General features: G+C 72.1%; 15 protein-coding genes. 4 read left to right on the top strand and 11 right to left on the bottom strand.

All coding sequences use genetic code 11. The features are described 5' to 3' along the window. The first annotated feature begins 272 nt into the window (after nucleotides 1-272). Genes OCEPR_RS08245 through truA form a run of 4 tightly spaced genes read left to right on the top strand, consistent with a single transcriptional unit; the run spans nucleotide 273 to nucleotide 4,605 of the window. Entirely contained in the window at nucleotides 273-1,265 is a 993-nt protein-coding gene (locus tag OCEPR_RS08245) for an iron ABC transporter substrate-binding protein (RefSeq protein WP_013458257.1), read from the top strand. Nucleotides 1,266-1,268: 3 nt separating this feature from the next. Further along, the gene (locus tag OCEPR_RS08250; protein ID WP_013458258.1) at nucleotides 1,269-2,789 is read left to right on the top strand and encodes an ABC transporter permease; all 1,521 of its coding nucleotides are present in this window, start codon (nucleotides 1,269-1,271) and stop codon (nucleotides 2,787-2,789) included. Further along, complete coding sequence (locus OCEPR_RS08255; RefSeq protein ID WP_013458259.1) at nucleotides 2,786-3,817, top strand: ABC transporter ATP-binding protein; 1,032 nt, start codon at nucleotides 2,786-2,788, stop codon at nucleotides 3,815-3,817. The genes OCEPR_RS08250 and OCEPR_RS08255 overlap by 4 nt, the downstream gene beginning before the upstream one ends. A 32-nt stretch (nucleotides 3,818-3,849) precedes the next feature. After that, a complete protein-coding gene (truA, locus tag OCEPR_RS08260; protein WP_013458260.1) occupies nucleotides 3,850-4,605 on the top strand; it encodes a tRNA pseudouridine(38-40) synthase TruA in 756 nt (251 codons plus the stop codon). Here the strand turns inward: truA and OCEPR_RS08265 are convergent. The 11 genes from OCEPR_RS08265 to OCEPR_RS08315 are packed head-to-tail and all read right to left on the bottom strand — an operon-like array spanning nucleotide 4,575 to nucleotide 15,955. Continuing rightward, a complete protein-coding gene (locus OCEPR_RS08265; protein ID WP_013458261.1) occupies nucleotides 4,575-5,396 on the bottom strand; it encodes a hypothetical protein in 822 nt (273 codons plus the stop codon). The two genes, truA and OCEPR_RS08265, sit on opposite strands and share 31 nt — an antisense overlap. After that, nucleotides 5,393-5,671 carry a hypothetical protein gene (locus OCEPR_RS08270; protein WP_013458262.1) on the bottom strand — a complete coding sequence of 93 codons (279 nt, stop codon included), beginning with the start codon at nucleotides 5,669-5,671 and terminating at the stop codon, nucleotides 5,393-5,395. Before OCEPR_RS08270 ends, OCEPR_RS08265 begins: the two co-directional genes overlap by 4 nt. Then, nucleotides 5,672-7,117, bottom strand: coding sequence for an aminomethyl-transferring glycine dehydrogenase subunit GcvPB (gcvPB, locus tag OCEPR_RS08275; RefSeq protein WP_013458263.1), 1,446 nt, complete (start codon nucleotides 7,115-7,117; stop codon nucleotides 5,672-5,674). After that, complete coding sequence (gcvPA, locus tag OCEPR_RS13030) at nucleotides 7,114-8,430, bottom strand: aminomethyl-transferring glycine dehydrogenase subunit GcvPA (protein ID WP_013458264.1); 1,317 nt, start codon at nucleotides 8,428-8,430, stop codon at nucleotides 7,114-7,116. The genes gcvPB and gcvPA overlap by 4 nt, the downstream gene beginning before the upstream one ends. 10 nt (nucleotides 8,431-8,440) lie before the next feature. After that, complete coding sequence (gcvH, locus tag OCEPR_RS08285; RefSeq protein WP_013458265.1) at nucleotides 8,441-8,827, bottom strand: glycine cleavage system protein GcvH; 387 nt, start codon at nucleotides 8,825-8,827, stop codon at nucleotides 8,441-8,443. Between the two features lie 30 nt (nucleotides 8,828-8,857). After that, nucleotides 8,858-9,919, bottom strand: coding sequence for a glycine cleavage system aminomethyltransferase GcvT (gene gcvT, locus OCEPR_RS08290; protein ID WP_041554125.1), 1,062 nt, complete (start codon nucleotides 9,917-9,919; stop codon nucleotides 8,858-8,860). Nucleotides 9,920-9,974: 55 nt separating this feature from the next. Next, complete coding sequence (gene mglA / locus OCEPR_RS08295) at nucleotides 9,975-10,565, bottom strand: GTPase MglA (RefSeq protein WP_013458267.1); 591 nt, start codon at nucleotides 10,563-10,565, stop codon at nucleotides 9,975-9,977. Between the two features lie 3 nt (nucleotides 10,566-10,568). Next, nucleotides 10,569-11,060, bottom strand: coding sequence for a GTPase-activating protein MglB (gene mglB / locus OCEPR_RS08300; RefSeq protein ID WP_013458268.1), 492 nt, complete (start codon nucleotides 11,058-11,060; stop codon nucleotides 10,569-10,571). A 40-nt stretch (nucleotides 11,061-11,100) separates the two neighbouring features. Next, complete coding sequence (locus OCEPR_RS08305; protein WP_013458269.1) at nucleotides 11,101-12,843, bottom strand: M3 family oligoendopeptidase; 1,743 nt, start codon at nucleotides 12,841-12,843, stop codon at nucleotides 11,101-11,103. 24 nt (nucleotides 12,844-12,867) lie between these two features. After that, the gene (locus OCEPR_RS08310; protein ID WP_013458270.1) at nucleotides 12,868-14,067 is read right to left on the bottom strand and encodes an MFS transporter; all 1,200 of its coding nucleotides are present in this window, start codon (nucleotides 14,065-14,067) and stop codon (nucleotides 12,868-12,870) included. Nucleotides 14,068-14,110: 43 nt separating this feature from the next. Continuing rightward, nucleotides 14,111-15,955, bottom strand: coding sequence for a coiled-coil domain-containing protein (locus OCEPR_RS08315; protein WP_013458271.1), 1,845 nt, complete (start codon nucleotides 15,953-15,955; stop codon nucleotides 14,111-14,113). Nucleotides 15,956-15,989 lie beyond the last annotated feature (34 nt).

The raw sequence follows: 15,989 nt of genomic DNA on the forward strand, positions 1-15,989 counted from the left end.
CTTCCCGATCGGACCTTCAGGAGGCGGAAGGCTGCCCGGTGCCGGGGCCGACACCGGGGTCCCGCAACTTTAGCAGTATACAAGCGTTCCGCGACCTGCGCAAGGCGGCCCCCGGCCCGGGGCGGCAGGGTTTTCCCGCGCGGCCGGTGAAGGGGCCGGGAAGCGAAACGAGTTTGCGAACGGTTACCGTTTGCAATACTACAGTAATTTGGTCGGAATACTTGATTATGGAGCCGGGGCCGCCTATACTGCCCCTCGGAGGTGGCCCGGAAGTGAACCGAAAAATCCCCTTCCTGATGCTGCTCGTCGTCTCGTCCGCGCTGGCCTGGGCGGCCCAGCCGCTGGTCGTCTACTCCGGCCGTTCCAAGAGCCTGGTGGAACCGGCGATCGAACGCTTCCAGCAGGCCACCGGCCTGCGGGTTCGGGTGAAGTACGGCAAGACCGCGCCGCTCGCCCTGCTGCTGCTCGAGGAGGGGGACCGGAGCCCCGCCGACCTCTTCCTCGCGCAGGACGCCGGGGCGCTGAGCCTGCTCGCCGAAGCGGGGCGCTTCGCGCCCCTGCCCGAAGCGCTGCTCGAGCGGGTTCCCGCGCGCTTCCGGGATCCGGACGGCCGCTGGATCGGCGTCACCGGCCGGGCCCGCACCCTGGCCTACGCTCCGGAGCGCGCCGCGGCGGGGGAACTTCCGGGAAGCGTCTTCGACCTGACCGCGCCGCGCTTTCAGGGCCGCGTCGGCATCGCCCCCACCAACGCCTCGTTCCAGACCTTCGTCACCGCGATGCGCGCCGTTCACGGCGACGCGCGGACGCTGGCTTGGCTGCGCGACCTCAAAGCGAACGGCGCCCGCGCCTACGCGAAGAACACCGCCCTGCTCGAGGGCATTGCGGCCGGCGAGATCGACTTCGCCCTGCCGAACCACTACTACCTGCTGCGCATCCGCGCGACCCGCCCCGAGTTTCCGGTGGCGCAGGCCTTCTTCGCCCCCGGCGACGTGGGCAACCTGGTCAACGTGAGCGGCGCGGCGGTGCTGGTCCATTCCCGGCGGAAGGCCGAGGCGCTGCGCTTCCTCGCCTTCCTGCTGGAAGAAGAGACCCAGCGCTACTTCGCCCGGGAAGTCTTCGAGTACCCCCTCGTCACCGGCGTGGCCCCGCCGGCGGGCCTCCCCTCGCTCGAGGAGCTGCTGCGGCTCGCCCCGAACGTCTCCCTGGGACAGCTTTCCGATCTGAAAGGAACGATCCGCCTGCTTCGCGAAGCCGGTTGGTTCTAACGCATGCGCCCTTCCCCCTGGTTGTGGCTGCCCGTGGTGCTGGCGGCGGGCGCCGTGCTCCTGCCGCTGCTGCACCTGCTCGTCCGCGCCGTGGAGGGCGGGGAAGCGTGGAGGACGCCCGGCTACCTCCCGCTGCTCGGGCGGACGCTGCTCCTCGCCGCGGCGGTGCTCGCCGCCGACGTGCTGCTGGCGCTGCCGCTGGCCTGGCTGGTGGTGCGCACCGCGCTACCGGGCCGCGGCTGGCTGGCGGTGCTGCTGGTGCTGCCCCTCGCCCTGCCGGGGTACGCGCTCGCCTACGGCCTGCTCGCCGCCACCGGGCCCGCGGGGGTGCTCGCCGAGGTCTTCGGCTGGGCCCCGCCGCGCCCTTCAGGCTTCGTGGGGGCCTGGATCGCGCTGGTGGCCTACACCTACCCCTACCTCTTCCTCAACCTCAAGGCGGCGCTCGGCGCGCTGGATCCGCGCCTGGAGGAAGCGGCGGGCAGCCTCGGCCACGGACCGGCCGCCCGTTTCTTTCGCGTCGTCCTGCCCGCGCTCAAGCCGGCCCTCTTCGGCGGCGGGGCGATCGTGCTGCTGCACGTGCTGGCGGACTTCGGCGTCGTCAGCCTGATGCGCTACGAAACCTTCTCCTACGCGATCTACCTGCAGTACGCGGCGCTGTACGACCAGGAGCGCGCCGCGGCCCTGGCCCTTTGGCTGTTGGGTTTGGCGCTGCTGGTGCTGACGCTGGAGGGGCGCTGGCTGAACCCGAACCGCCCCGGGCGCACGGGGCCGCCCGCCCCCTTGGCCCCGCTGGGCCGGCTCGGTCCGCCGGCTTTTCTGGCGGTCGCGGCGGTCCCGCTCTTCGCCCTGGCGCTGCCGTTGCTGCCCGCCGGCTACTGGGCGGCGAAGCTCGCGGCCAACTGGGTGGTCGCCGACCTGCCGCGGGCGCTTGGACAGTCGCTCTCGGTGGCCCTCCCCGCCGCGCTGCTGAGCGTGGCCGCCGCCACGCCCCTCGCGGTGCTCACCGCCCGCCACCCGGGCGCCCTCGCTCGCCTGGCCGCCCGGCTGGCCTACCTGGGGTACGCCAGCCCGCCGCTGGCCTTCGGACTGGGCTACGTCTACCTGAGCCTCAGCTACCTGCCGCAGCTCTACCAAACCCTGCCGCTCCTGATCCTCGTCTACGCGGTGCACTTTCTCGCCGAGGCGCTGGGGCCGCTGCGCGCCCGCATGCTCGCGCTGCCCCCGCGCCTGGAGGAGGCCGCCCGCGGGTTGGGGGCGGGGCGGCTCGAGGTGCTCCTGCGCATCCGCTGGCCGCTGATCCGCCCCGGCCTGCTGGCCGGGGGCCTGATCGTCTTCCTGGGGGCGATGAAGGAGCTGCCGCTCGCCTTCCTGCTGGCGCCGCTCGGCTTCGAAAGCCTGGCCCTGGCCGCCTTCGACTACACCGAGGAGGCGAACTACCCCTACGCCGCCCCCTTCGTGCTGCTGCTGGCCCTCGTGGGCCTGGGATCGGCCGCGCTGATCCCGCAACTGGAGAAGCAAAGATGAGCCTGCTCGAAGTCCGGGAACTGACCAAGCGCTACGGCCGCCGCACCGCGGTGGAAGACCTCTCCTTCGCCCTCGACGCCGGAGAGATCCTGGCCCTGCTCGGCCCTTCGGGAAGCGGAAAGACGACGACGCTGCGGCTGATCGCCGGTTTCGAGCGGCCCGACGGGGGGTGGCTGCGCCTGGACGGCCGGCTGCTCGGCACCCCCGGGCGCCAGCTGCCGCCGGAGCGCCGGGGCATCGGCTACGTCTTCCAGGAGTACGTGCTCTTTCCCCACCTCAACGTCTACGAGAACGTGGCCTTCGGCCTCCGCCGCATCCCCGCGCGCGAGCGGCGCGAACGAACCCAGCGGGTGCTCGAGCAGGTCGGTCTGACCGCCTTCGCCCGACGCTACCCCCACGAGCTCTCGGGCGGGCAGCAGCAGCGCGTCGCCCTCGCGCGGGCCCTCGCCCCCGAACCCCGACTCGTCCTCCTCGACGAACCCTTCTCCAGCCTGGACGCCGCGCTGCGCGAGGGCACGCGCAGCGAGGTGCTCGGCCTGCTCCGGCGTCGGGGCGTGGGAACGCTGCTCGTCACCCACGACCAGGAGGAGGCGCTCGCCGCGGCCGACCGGATCGCGGTGCTGCGGGAAGGCCGCATCGAACAGATCGGGACGCCGGAAGAGGTCTACCACCGCCCGCGGACGGCGTTCGTGGCCCATTTCCTGGGGAGCACGAACCTCCTCAGCGGGACCGCGCGCGGGCGGGTGGCCGACACGCCCTTGGGCCCGATCGAGCTCGACCGCGCCGCCGAGGGCCGGGTGCTGCTCTCGCTGCGCCCCGAACACCTCGAACTCGGCGCGGAGGGCGCCCCGGTGGTGGTGGAGGCGCGCTACTTCAAAGGCCACGACGTGACCCTGCAGGTCCGGGGCCCCGCGGGAAGCTTCCGCGTGCAGGCGGACTACCGGCTCCCCTTCCGCCCCGGCGACGCGGCGCGGCTGCGGGCCCGCGAGCGGGCCGTCGTGCTGGCGTCGCCCGCGGAGCGACGCTGAACCGCGGCGGCGGGGCGGGTTAGGCTGGGGTCGTGCGCAGGTTGAAGCTCGTTCTTGAATACGACGGCACCGACTTCGCCGGTTTCCAGTTGCAGGCCCGGGGCGAACGCACGGTGCAGGGGGTGCTGGAGGCGGCGCTGGCGCGGATCCCGGGGGCGCGCCCCAAGGTGACGGCCGCGGGCCGCACCGACAGCGGCGTGCACGCGCTGGCGATGCCGGTGCACTACGACACCGAGGACACCGTCCCGGTGGAGCGGGTGCCGCAGGCGCTGAACGCCCTGCTGCCGCCCGACGTGCGCGTGCTCGAGGCCGAGGAGGTGCCGCCCGACTGGCACGCCCGTTACTCGGCCCGCTGGCGCCGCTACCTCTACCGGGTGCTCAACCGCCGCCAGCCCACCGCACTCGACCGCCACCGGGTCTGGTGGGTGCCCCAGCCCTTCGACTTCCCGGCGATCGCCGCGGCCGCGCGCACGCTGGTGGGCGAGCACGACTTCGGCGCCTTCGCCAACCGCGAGAAGCGGGCCACGGTGCGCCGCCTCTACCAGGCGCACGTGGAGGCGGTGGGGGGCGAACTGCACCTGCACTTCGTGGGCAGCGGCTTCGTCCGCGGTCAGGTGCGGGCGATGGTGGGCACCCTGGTCGAGGTGGGGCTGGGCCGCCGGCCGCCCGAAGACGTGGCCCGGCTGCTGGAAAACCCCGAACGCAGCGAGGGCGGCGCCACCGCGCCGCCCCAGGGGCTCTACTTCGTGGCCGCCGGCTACTCGCCCTGGGAGGCCGGGGCCGCGTAGGCGTCCACCCGCAGCTCGAGCCCCAGCGACCCGGCGCGAAAGGGCCGGAAGGCGTAGTCGAAACGGCCGGCGAGGGTCAACCCCGGCGCCAGCGGGTATTCGGCGCGCACCCCCGCCGCCGCGGCGCGGCCCGGGTTCCAGCGGCCTTCGAGGCCGAGCCGCAACGGGCCCTGCCAGGACCCCCCCAGAAAGACGCCGGCGTCGCTGCGCCAGCCGCCGAACCCGCTCCAGGGACCGGCCTGGGCCGCGAACCGCAGGCCGGCGCGAAGGGGCCGGAGCGAGGCGTAGCCGGCGCGGTACCATCCGTTTACGCTCCAGCCGCCGCGTCCGCCGTGTACGTAGAGCGCGGGCCCGTCGCTCCGCGCCCACAGCCAGGCCGACCACGGTCCGGTCTCGTAACCGACGCCCCCGCCGAACGCGGCGGGGGCCGCGGCTGCGGCCGCGAGCCGCCAGGGGCCCCCGAACGCCAGCTCGGCGCGCCCGCCCCATCCGCGCCCCTCGGCGGGCGGGGCGGCGAACCAGGGGGCGAAACCCGCCCGCAACCGCAACGGTCCCGCCGGGGCCAGCTCCAGCCAGGCGTCGCCCTCGCCCCGGGCCGGCGCCCCCAGGCGCAACCGCCCTTCCAGGTGCAGCCTCCAGGGGCCCGCTTCGCGTTCGTAGCGCCCCTGGATCCCGAAGTAGGCGGGGCCGGCCGCCGAGAGCTCAACCCCCCAGAAGGCCTGCATCGCGGCCTCCTGCGGCCAGGCCAGCGCCGTCGCGCCCAGGAACAGGAGGAGCGCGGCCCACCTCATGCCGGGGGCTCGTCCTCCAGGGCCGCACGCACCGCGCGGGCGTGCACGCCCAGGTCGAGGTCGCCCAGTGCGCCGCCGTCCTCGCGGTAGGCCCGCACCGCCGCCACCAGCTCGTTGAAGCGCTCGAGGCAGGGGTCGGGCGCGGGCCCCTCGTCCTCCATGCGCGCGACGTCCAGGTAGTAGTCAGGTCCGTAGGCCAGCTCCTCGCGCTCGATGCAGGCCTCGAGCTCGGCGCGCGCCCGGCGCACCGCGTCCGCGAGACGGGAACGCCCCATCTACGCCTCCTCCGGCCTCCAGCGCAGCACCGGCTTGCGGTTCGCCGCCACCTCGTCGAGGCGGCGCACCGGGGTGCGGTAGGGCGTGTGGGCGATCCACTCGGGGTCTTCGAGCCCGCGCCGCGCGATCTCGGCCATCGCCTCTACGTACTCGTCCAGGGTCTCTTTGCTCTCTGTCTCGGTGGGCTCGATCATCATCGCCTCCTTGACGATGAGCGGGAAGTAGACCGTGGGCGGGTGGTAGCCGTAGTCGAGGAGCGCCTTGGCCACGTCGAGCGCCTTCAGCCCCTCGGGCGGCTGGGCGATGAACTCGTGCTTGCACAGCCGGTCGTAAGGGATCCTGTAGCCCGCCGCGGCGAGCTTCTTGCGCAGGTAGTTGGCGTTGAGCACCGCCATGGCCGAAGCCCGCTTGAGGCCCTCGGCCCCGAGCATGCGGATGTAGGCGTAGGCCCGCACCATCACCGCGAAGTTGCCGTAGAACGAGCGCATCCGCCCGATCGTCTGGGGCCGGTCGAAGTCCAGGACGTAACGCTCGCCCTCGCGCTTGACGGTGGGCACCGGCAGGAAGGGCGCCAGGTGGGCCTTGGCCCCCACCGGGCCCGAACCGGGCCCGCCGCCGCCGTGGGGCGTGGAGAAGGTCTTGTGCAGGTTGAGGTGGACGACATCGAAGCCCATGTCGCCGGGCCGGGCCCAGCCCATGATGGCGTTGAGGTTGGCGCCGTCGTAGTAGAGCTGCACGCCCTGGTCGTGGGCGGCGTCGATGAGCTCGAGGATCTTGCGCTCGAACAGCCCCAGGGTGTTGGGGTTGGTGAGCATGATCGCCGCCACCTCCGGCCCCAAAGCCGCGCGCAAGGCGTCCAGGTCCACCTCGCCGTCGGGCCCGCTGGGCACCTCCTTGACCTGGTAGCCGGCCATGCTGGCGGTCGCCGGGTTGGAACCGTGGGCGCTGTCGGGCACGAGCACCATCCGGCGCCGTTCGCCTTCGCCGCGCGACTCGTGGTAGGCGCGGATGAGCAGCATGCCGGTCAGCTCGCCGTGCGCCCCCGCCGCCGGCTGCAGGGTCACCGCGTCCATGCCGGTGATCTCGGCCAGGTACTCTTGCAGCTCGTAGACGATCTGGAGCGCGCCCTGGGCCGTCTCGGGGTCCTGGTAGGGGTGCAGCTCGGCGAAGAGGGCGGCGGCCGCCTCGTTCACGCGGGGGTTGTACTTCATCGTGCACGAGCCCAAGGGGTAGAAGTTGGTGTCCACCCCCACCTGACGGCGGCTGAGGTTGGTGTAGTGGCGCACCACCGTGAGCTCGTCCACCTCGGGCAGCCGCGGCGGGGCGGAGCGCAGGTTCTCGGCGCCGAGGAGGCCGGCCAGATCCACCTCGGGCGGGCGGGGCGGGCGGGTGCCGCGCCGCCCGGGGCGCGAGCGTTCGAAGAGGGTCGGGAAGTCGCGTTTCACGCGAACACCTCCTTCAGGGCGGCCGCAAGGCCGGCCAGGTCGTCTTCCTCGTGGCGCTCGGTCGCGGCGAAGAGGGCCAGGTTCGCACCGTACTCGGCGGGGACGGGCGCGGCCGCGTGCCAGCCGCGTTCCGCCAGCCCGGCCCGAACCTCGGGGGCCGGACGCGGCAGGCGCAGCGCGAACTCGTTGAAGAAGGGTTCCGGCGTCACCCGCTCCACCCCGGGAAGCCGGGCCAGCATCTCCGCGAGCGCGTGCGCCCGCGCCACCGAGGCGGCGGCCACCTCGGCGAACCCCTCGGGGCCCAGGGCGGCCAGGTGCATGGCCCCCATGAGCGCGGTCAGCTGGGCGTTGGTGGTGATGTTGCTCTTGGCCTTGGCGCGGCGGATGTGCTGCTCGCGCGCGGCCAGCGCCAGCACGTAGCCGCGGCGACCGCCTGAGTCGTGGGTCTGGCTCACCAGGCGGCCGGGGAGCTGGCGCACCAGCTTCTCGCGCACGGCGATGTAGCCGAACTGGGGCCCGCCGAAGTTCATGGGGTTGCCCAGCGGCTGGCCGTCGCCCACGGCGATGTCCGCGCCCCACTCACCCGGCGGCTTGAGGAGCGCCAGGCTGAGGGGGTCGGCCACGTAGACGACCAGCGCCCCGCGGGCGTGGGCCGCCTCCACCCAGGGGGCGGGGTCCTCGATCGCGCCCAGGAAGTTGGGACTCTGCAGCACCACCGCGCCCACCGAGTCGTCGAACTCGGCGGGCGGGGTCAGGCCGCCTTCAAGGGCCACGGTGCGCAGCTCGGCCCCCACGGCGTGCAGGTAGGTGGCCAGCACCTGGCGGTACTCGGGGTGCACCCCCTGGCTCACCACCACGCCCATGCGCCGGGTCTGCCGCAGGGCCAGCAGCACGCCCTCGGCCAGCGCCGCCGCACCGTCGTAGAGCGAGGCGTTGGAGACGTCAAGGCCGGTGAGCTCGGCGATCATCGTCTGGTACTCGAAGACCGCCTGGAGCACGCCCTGGCTCACCTCGGGCTGGTAAGGGGTGTAGGCGGTGAGGAACTCCCCGCGCTGGGCGAGCGCGGGGACGAGGCTGGGCACGAAGTGGGGGCGCAGGCCGCCGCCGAGGAAAGCCTTGTCCGCGGGGGTGTTCTTGGCGGCGAGCTCGCGTAGGTGGGCCAGGATCTCCTGCTCGCTCATGGGCGCGGGCAGGCGCAGGTCGGGTTCCAGGAGCGCGTCGGGCAGATCGGCGAAGAGCTCGCGCAGGTCCTGCATTCCGAGCGCTTCGAGCATCGCCCGCACGTCGTCCGGGGTGTGCGGGGTGAAGTCCATGGGTCCTCCCTCAGGACTCTTCTTCGATGACCTTGGTGTAGTCGTCGGGGCCGAGCAGGGCGTCGAACTCGGCGGGGTCGCTGGGCTCGAGCTTGAAGATCCAGCCCGCGCCGTAGGGGTCGCCGTTGACCAGCTCGGGCTCGTCGGCCAGCGCCTCGTTGACCTCGACGACCTTGCCGGAGACCGGCGCGTAGATGTCGGAGGCCGTCTTCACCGACTCGACGACGGCCACGGCCTCGCCGGCCTGGACCTCGCGGCCCACCTCCGGGGTCTCGACGAAGACCACGTCGCCCAGGGACTCCTGGGCGAAGTCGCTGATGCCGACGACGATCAGGCCGTCCTCTTGTTTGGCCCATTCGTGGGAGCGGGTGTACTTGCGGTCAGCGGGAACGTTCATAGCGAGCCTCCTCGTTCTAGCTTAGCGCAGCTACTTCTTTCCGAGCGGGACGAACGGCGGCCGGACGACGCGTGCGGGCAGGGCGCGTCCGCGCACCTCGACGGCCAGCTCGGTCCCCTCCTCCGCCAGGTCGGCGCGCACCCAGCCCAGGGCGATGCCCTTCTTGAGCACGGGCGACTGGGTGCCGGAGGTGACGCGGCCCGCCGGCGCGCCACCGGCGAGGACCGGGTAGCCTTCGCGGGGGATGCCGCGCTCCATTACCATCCCCACCAGGCGCTCGTCGCAGGCTGCGGCTTCCAGGGCCTCGCGGCCGTAGTAGGGCTTGTCCTTGATCACCCAGGCGAGCGGAGTGCAGCGGGGGTTGGTGGCGTCGGTGAGCTCGTGGCCGTAGAGGGGGAAACCGGCCTCGAGCCGCAGGGTGTCGCGCGCGCCCAGGCCCGCCGGGGTCGCTCCGGCCTCCAGGAGCGCCCGCCAGACCGCCGGGGCGTCTTCGGGGGCGGTGAAGATCTCGAAGCCGTCCTCGCCGGTGTAGCCGGTGCGGGCGATGCGGGCGGGCACGCCGGCTACGGTAAGCGCCAGGGTGGCGTTCTTGCGCACCCGGGAAAGGTCGGTGTCGGTGAGCGTCTGCAGCGCGCCCTCGGCCCGCGGCCCCTGCAGCGCCATCAGCGCCCAGGCGTCGGAGGCGTCCTCGAGCTCGACGTCGAAGCTCCCGACCAGCGCGTTGAGGTGGGCCCAGTCCTTGGCCACGTTGGCGGCGTTGACCACGACCAGGTACTCCTCCTCGCCGGTGCGGTAGACGTAGACGTCGTCCACCACGCCGCCGCGGTCGTTGGGCAGCATCGAGTACTGGGCCCGGCCCACCTTCAGCTTGGCCGGGTCGTTGAGGGTGGCCCAACGCAGGAAGGCGAGGGCCTGCGGGCCGCGCACGAAGAACTCGCCCATGTGGCTCACGTCGAAGAGCCCCACGGCCTCCCGGACCGCCAGGTGCTCCTTGGTGATCGAGGTGTACTGCACCGGCAGCGCCCAGCCGGCGAAGTCCACGATGCGGCCGCCCAGCTTTTGGTGTTCGTCGTAGAGCGGGGTTCGTTTCATCTTCCCCAGCATAAACCCGCCCCTTGGGGCGGGCGAACGGGCGGGCGGGGCGGCCTCAGGTGTGCTCGGCGAGCTTGGAGAGCACCCTGCGGCTCACGTCCTTGAGCGGTTCGAAGACGCCCTTGCCTTCGGTGGCCACGGCCTCGAAGGTGGGGAACCGCCCCTCGGGATCGATGACCGCCTGGATCATGTCCACCGGGAGCGCGTCGGGCAGGTCGCGCTTGTTGATCTGCAGCACCATCGGGATGTGCTCGAGGCTGAGCCCGTACTCCGCCAGATTCTCGCGCAGGTTGCGCATGCTCTCGGCGTTGGCGCGCAGGCGGTTGGAGGCGGAGTCGGCCACGAAGACGATGCCGTCGACGCCGCGCAGGATCAGCTTGCGGCTGGCGTTGTAGAAGACCTGGCCGGGCACGGTGTAGAGGTGGAAGCGGGTCTTGAACCCCTTGACCTCCCCCAGGTCCACGGGCAGGAAGTCGAAGAAGAGGGTGCGCTCGTCCTCGGTGGCCAGCGAGACCATCTCGCCCTTGCGGCCCTCGGGCACGGTCTGGTAGACCCAGCGCAGGTTCGTGGTCTTGCCCGAGAGGCCGGGGCCGTAGTAGACGATCTTGAAGTTGATCTCGCGGTTCGCGAAGTTGATGGTGCTCATGGTCTAGTTTCCAAAGAGGTCGTCCAGCATGGCGTCGGCGGATTCGTGAAAGTCCTTGTCGATGCCCAGTTCCCGGGGCATGACCACGGCGCTGCGGGTGATCTCGTCGAGCTCGCTCGCCGCCTTCTTGCCGAAGAGCTTGACGCGGCCGATCGGGGTGTCGGTGTCGAAGATCATGACGAGCAGGGTCAGGTCGTTGACCTCCTCGACGTAGAGCCCCTGCTTCTCCCCCTGCTTGACCAGCTCGTTGAACTTGGGCTCGCCCAGGAGGTTGGCGAGCGCCTGGGTGGCCGCGGCGTTGCCCGCCACAAGCGTCGCGATGGAGTCGAGCGCGGGCGGGCGCGGGGCCCAGAGGGCCTCGCGATGGGCCAGCACGAAGCCCTTGCGGTCCACCAGCAGCACGTAGCGGACCTGGGCCTGGTCGATCAACTCTTCCAAAACGGACGCCGCCCGGTTGAAGGCGTCGCCGTACAAGGCCACCGTTGGCTCGATCATAGTACGTACAGTTTAGCACGAAGCGCGGCCGCTTCCGCGTTCAGCCCGCGTCGCGCTCGAAACGGGCCACGTCCTCGGCGAGCAGCTCGAGCCCCCCGGCCCAGAAGGCCTCGTCCTCGAGATCGAAGCCGAACCGGGACGCGAGCGCGGCCGCGTCCTCGACGCCGGTGTCCGCGAGCAGCGCGTCGTAGCGCTCGCCGAAGCCCGCGGGGTCGTCCCGGTAGGCGCGGTAGAGGCCGAGGCCGAAGAGCAGCCCGAAGGTGTACGGGTAGTTGTAGAAGTCGCTGCCGTAGTAGTGGGGCTTGACCGCCCACATGTAGGGGTGGCGCGAGGCCAGCGCCTCGCCGTAGGTACGGTCCTGGGCCTCGGTCATCAGCTCGGAGAACTCCTCGGGGGCAAGCTCGCGCCCCGCACGCCGCTCGAAGACCCACGACTCGAAGAGGAAGCGGGCGTGGATGTCGACGACCACCTGCGCCGCGCCGGACAGCCAGGTGTCGAGGATCGCGAGGGCGTCGTCGCCCTCCGCCTCGGCGAGCGCCGCCCGGGTGACCACCGTCTCGTTCATGATCGAAGCCGTCTCCGCGAGCGTCATCGGTGTGCGGCGCAGAAGCGGCGGCCGCCCCGCGAGGCGCAGGTTGTGGTAGGCATGGCCCAGCTCGTGCGCCAGCGTGGAAACCGCGTCGAAGCTGGGGGTGTAGTTGGCGAGGATGCGGCTCGCCCCGCCGCCGACGTGCATGCAGAACGCCCCACCGCGCTTGCCGGAGCGGGGCTCGGCGTCGATCCAGCGCTCACGAAAAGCGCGGTCGGCCAGATCGGCCGCGGCGGGCGAAAAGGCGCGCAGGTGGTCCACGATGAAGGCGCGGGCCTCGTCCCAGCTCCAGCGCCGCCGCTCCTCGGCCACGGGGGCGAAGAGGTCCCACCAGTCGAGGCGCGCCTTGCCCAGCCGGCGCGCCTTGGCCTGGAAGTAGCGCCGCCACACCGGCAGGCTGGCCTCCACCGCGCGCTGCATGGCCGCGAGCGCCGCGCGGGTGATGCGCCGCTCGTGCAGCGTGGGCTCGAGTGCGTCCGTCCAGCCGCGGCGGCGGTTCAGGACGATCCGCGCCCCCTTGACGCCGTTCAGGCTGGCGGCGATCTCGTCGGCGTGCGCCTTCCAGGCGGCCAGCTCGGCCTCGTAGGCCGCCTTGCGCCGCGCCTCGTCGGGATCGTAGGCCAGGTTGCGCAGCGCCGTGATGGGGCGCTCTTCGCCCTCGAAGCGCACGGCGATGCGGCTCGAGACGTTGCCGTAGAGGCGGACCCAGGAGCGCTCGCCCGGCAGGGCCAGCTCGGCGGCCAGCGCCTCTTCCTCCTCGCTCATCTGGTGGGCAGCCCGCACCCGCGCCTCACGCAGCAGCAGGGCGTACTCCCCGGCCCAACCCCCCGGCTCGAAACCGCCCCACCAGGCCACGATGCGCGGCATCCAGCGATCCACGCGCAGCAGCAGGCCCTCGAGCTCGCTGATCCGCGCCGCGGCCGCGCGGTCGCCCGCGTCGGTGGCCTGGCGCAGGTGGACGTAGGCCCGGAGGGGGAGGGCCGCCTCGTGCACCGCGTTCAGGGCCTCGACCACGTCGTGGAAGGCTTCGGGGCCGGTCTCGGCGTCGGCCTGCCCCACCCGGCGCCGCTCCAGGGCCCGGGCGAGGGCGTCGATGCGGCGCTCCAGCGCCGCCCAGTCGGCGAGGAAGCGGTCGTCCTCGGTGGAGTCGTAGAGCGGGGAAAGGTCCCAGCGGGGTAGGCTCGCTTCAGGCATGCCCCACTATAACTGACCAGCGGGTCATACCTTGGGAACGCCGCGCACCCAGCCGAACAACGCCGCGGCGAGGACGCCGCCGCCCCCGATGATGAAGGCCTGCTGGGGCCCGAAGTACTGGGCCAGGAAGCCGCCCAGCATCATGCCCACCAGGGCCGCGCCCCCCATCACCGCCCCCCAGGCGGCCATCACCCGGCCCAGGAAGCGCGGCTCCACCCCCAGCTGGATGAGCGAACGCGCGGGCACGATGAAGATCTGGTTGGTGAAGCCCATGACCGCCAGGAAGACGAGCACCGGCCCCCAGAACTCGAAGACGCCGATCAGCAGTTCGGCCACGCCGAAGACGACGAGTCCGCCCAGAAAGGCCAGCGGCCGGGAGAACCGCTTCGTCACCGTGGTGACCGCGAGCAGGCCGAGGACGGCGCCGGTAGCGAAGGAGGCCTCCATGAAGCCGTAGTACATCGAGCCCAGCTGGTCGTCCCCCCCGGCGAAGACCTGGGTGGCCAGAACCGGCGGCACCGTGGCGTCGATCGCCCCGAACATCGCCGCCGGAGCCAGCACGCCGATCACGTAGCGGGTCACCGGGTTGCTGAGGACGTAGCGCAGCCCGCCGGCCACCATCCCCCAGTACCCGCTCTTGCCCATGCCGTCGCCCGGGGCCGGCAACGGCCGCAGGGTCAAGAGCACCAGCGCCGACAAGGCGAACGAGACCGCGTCGATCCAGAAGGCGGCGTAGGCGCCCAGCAAGCCCACGAGCACGCCCGCGATGCCCATGAAGACCATCTCCAGCGAGCGGCGGGGCAGCTCGATGAGGCTGTTGGCCGCGTCCAGGTCCTCCTTACCCACCAGCTCCGGGACTACGGTGCTCACCGCGGGGTCGCCGATCGACTGCAGCACCCCGATCAGGAGGGCGACGAAGACCCAGCCCGCGACGCTTTGCATGAAAAAGAGCGGCAGCAACGCCACCGCCACCGCCGAAAGCGCCTCCGACCAGAACATGAGCTGTTTGCGGTCGTAGAGGTCGGGCAGCGGCGATAGCAACGGCCCCACGACCATCTTGGCGAAAAACTGCGCGGCGATGACCATGGCCGCGGTGAGCGCCGAGTCGGTCTGGGTGTAGGCCCAGACCGGAATGGCGATGCGGTAGATCTGGCTACCGACCTCGGAGATAAAGTTCGAGATAAACAGACGTGCGAAGTCTGGGTTTTGTAATACCTTCAGCATTGGCTCGGATTATAACGAGACGGCGCGTAAAGTGGCAACCGTTTTAAACTACCTTGACCTGGGTGTGGGCCAGCCGGCTGCCCTCGCGCGCGATCACCACGGCCCCGTCCTCGAGCGGCCAGATCAGCAGGTCGCCCAGCTTGCGGGGCACCGCCCCCGCGGCCCCCACGTAGACGGCGTCGTCGGTCTGCCGCACCGAGAGCACGAGGTTCCCGGCCTTGACGTTGACGGGTTCCCCGGCGATCGTCGAGACCCCCAGCTCGCCGCCCAGGGTCTCTCGCGTCGGCGGGCGGAAGTTGAGCCAGTCGCCGAGGACGCGCAGGAGCCGCTGCCCCTCGGGCTCGAGTCCCAGCGAGGTCGCCACCTCGCGCATCAGCTTGAGGCCGCCCGGGGTGCGCTTCAAGCGGTCCTTGACCACGCCTAGGCCCTTGCGGGCGAAGGCCTCGAGCGTGTCCAGCGAGGCCTCCGGAAACTTCGCCGCCGACTCGGGAGCGAACTCCTCGTAGTTGACGGGGCCCTTGAGGCGCGCCGAGAAGGCCCGCAGCAGCCGCAGGTAGGCGTAGTCCCGGTGGGGGTGCACCAGGTGGGCCAGCACCCGGCCCTCCGAGAGCAACGCGGAGAGCTGCGCCCCCTCGCGCATCTCGAGGCGGACGTGCACGTAGTCGTCGCGCAGGAAGGCCCAGACCTCCCAGTTTTCGTAGGGCACCATCAACGGTTCGCCCGGCTTGAGCGGGCGGTCCTCGTCGGCCACGGTCAGCTGGGTGTGCTCGCCCGCCACGCTGAGCGTCAGCGGCACCCCGCCCAGCGCCAGCCGCGTCGGCATTCGCCGCAGGGTGACCATCGTCGCCTCGCGGTCCAGCTCGTCGAGCTTGGGGCCGGCGCCCGACTCGCCCAAGGGCTCGGGAACGACCGGCATGGCCGCCTCGCCGCGGGGCGCGGGCAGGTAGCGGCGGAGGATGGCGCTCAGGCGCTCGGCCGCGGCCATGAAGCGGCGGCGGTCTTCCTCGGCCACCATGCGCATCCGCCGCTCCTGCGCCGCCACCTCGCGCAGCTTGGCCTCCAGGTCGCGCACCAGCTGCTCGCGTTCGTGGGCGGTGAGGGCGCTGCGCCGGGCCTCGTCGAGCGCCGCGCGCAGCTCCTCGGTGCTGGGGCCCCCGCCGGGCGCGGACAGCGGCAGCGACTCGGGGGTCTCGATGATGCGGCGCAGGAACCGCCGCAGGTACGGCACCACGCCTTCGGGCGGCAGGGGCAGCGGGTAGGTGCGGCCGTCGCCAAGGCGCAGCGCGATCTGGAAGACCTCGCGCAGGAGCGCCGCGGCGATCTCCTCGTCGTCGAGGGTGACCAGAGGGTCGGAAAGCGCGGGGATCGGCTCGCTGAGCGTGAACTTCGAGAGGTTGAAGTCGCGTGCGAAGCTCGGCGCCTGGGCGTAGGCCTCGAAGTTCTGCAAGAAGGCGTAGGCCAGCCGCAGCTCGTAGCGCTGCCCGCCCACCAGGCCCCGCGCGACGCGCTTGAGGTCGCGCCGCAGCCCCGCCCAGTAGACGTCCTCGGCCAGCGCCTGCAGCACCCCCTGGGCGAGGGCGCCTTCGGCCGGAACGTCCTCCTCGAGCGGCAGGTCGACGATGCCCAGGTCGAGCTCGCCCGCGGCGGGCTCGGAGCGGGCCGGCGCCTCGGGGCCGGCCGCCGCGGACGGCTCGGCCGTCTGCAGCTCCCGCCAGCGGCGGTCCTCCTCGCGGAAGCGCTTGGCCAGCGGCCCCGGCAGCTTGGTCTCCAGCAGACGCCGCCGCAGACGCAGGATCGAACCGCGCCCCCCGCGCGGCTCCCGTCCGGCTTCGAGGTCGTCCAGCTTGTAGGCAAAGAGCTCGATAAGGTCGCTCAGTTCGAAGTCCATTCAACGGTTATTATAAAGGGAAGGAGTCCCGCGG

This window comes from Oceanithermus profundus DSM 14977 (assembly GCF_000183745.1).
Classification (GTDB): Bacteria; Deinococcota; Deinococci; order Deinococcales; family Marinithermaceae; genus Oceanithermus; species Oceanithermus profundus.

Excerpts from the sequence above, each read along its gene's own strand:
- OCEPR_RS08250 (WP_013458258.1), top strand. The coding sequence starts at position 1,269 with ATGCGCCCTTCCCCCTGGTTGTGGCTGCCCGTGGTGCTGGCGGCGGGC.
- OCEPR_RS08255 (WP_013458259.1), top strand. The coding sequence starts at position 2,786 with ATGAGCCTGCTCGAAGTCCGGGAACTGACCAAGCGCTACGGCCGCCGC.
- OCEPR_RS08265 (WP_013458261.1), bottom strand. The coding sequence starts at position 5,396 with ATGAGGTGGGCCGCGCTCCTCCTGTTCCTGGGCGCGACGGCGCTGGCC.
- OCEPR_RS08270 (WP_013458262.1), bottom strand. The coding sequence starts at position 5,671 with ATGGGGCGTTCCCGTCTCGCGGACGCGGTGCGCCGGGCGCGCGCCGAG.
- gcvPA (WP_013458264.1), bottom strand. The coding sequence starts at position 8,430 with ATGGACTTCACCCCGCACACCCCGGACGACGTGCGGGCGATGCTCGAA.
- gcvH (WP_013458265.1), bottom strand. The coding sequence starts at position 8,827 with ATGAACGTTCCCGCTGACCGCAAGTACACCCGCTCCCACGAATGGGCC.
- gcvT (WP_041554125.1), bottom strand. The coding sequence starts at position 9,919 with ATGAAACGAACCCCGCTCTACGACGAACACCAAAAGCTGGGCGGCCGC.
- mglA (WP_013458267.1), bottom strand. The coding sequence starts at position 10,565 with ATGAGCACCATCAACTTCGCGAACCGCGAGATCAACTTCAAGATCGTC.
- mglB (WP_013458268.1), bottom strand. The coding sequence starts at position 11,060 with ATGATCGAGCCAACGGTGGCCTTGTACGGCGACGCCTTCAACCGGGCG.
- OCEPR_RS08305 (WP_013458269.1), bottom strand. The coding sequence starts at position 12,843 with ATGCCTGAAGCGAGCCTACCCCGCTGGGACCTTTCCCCGCTCTACGAC.
- OCEPR_RS08310 (WP_013458270.1), bottom strand. The coding sequence starts at position 14,067 with ATGCTGAAGGTATTACAAAACCCAGACTTCGCACGTCTGTTTATCTCG.
- OCEPR_RS08315 (WP_013458271.1), bottom strand. The coding sequence starts at position 15,955 with ATGGACTTCGAACTGAGCGACCTTATCGAGCTCTTTGCCTACAAGCTG.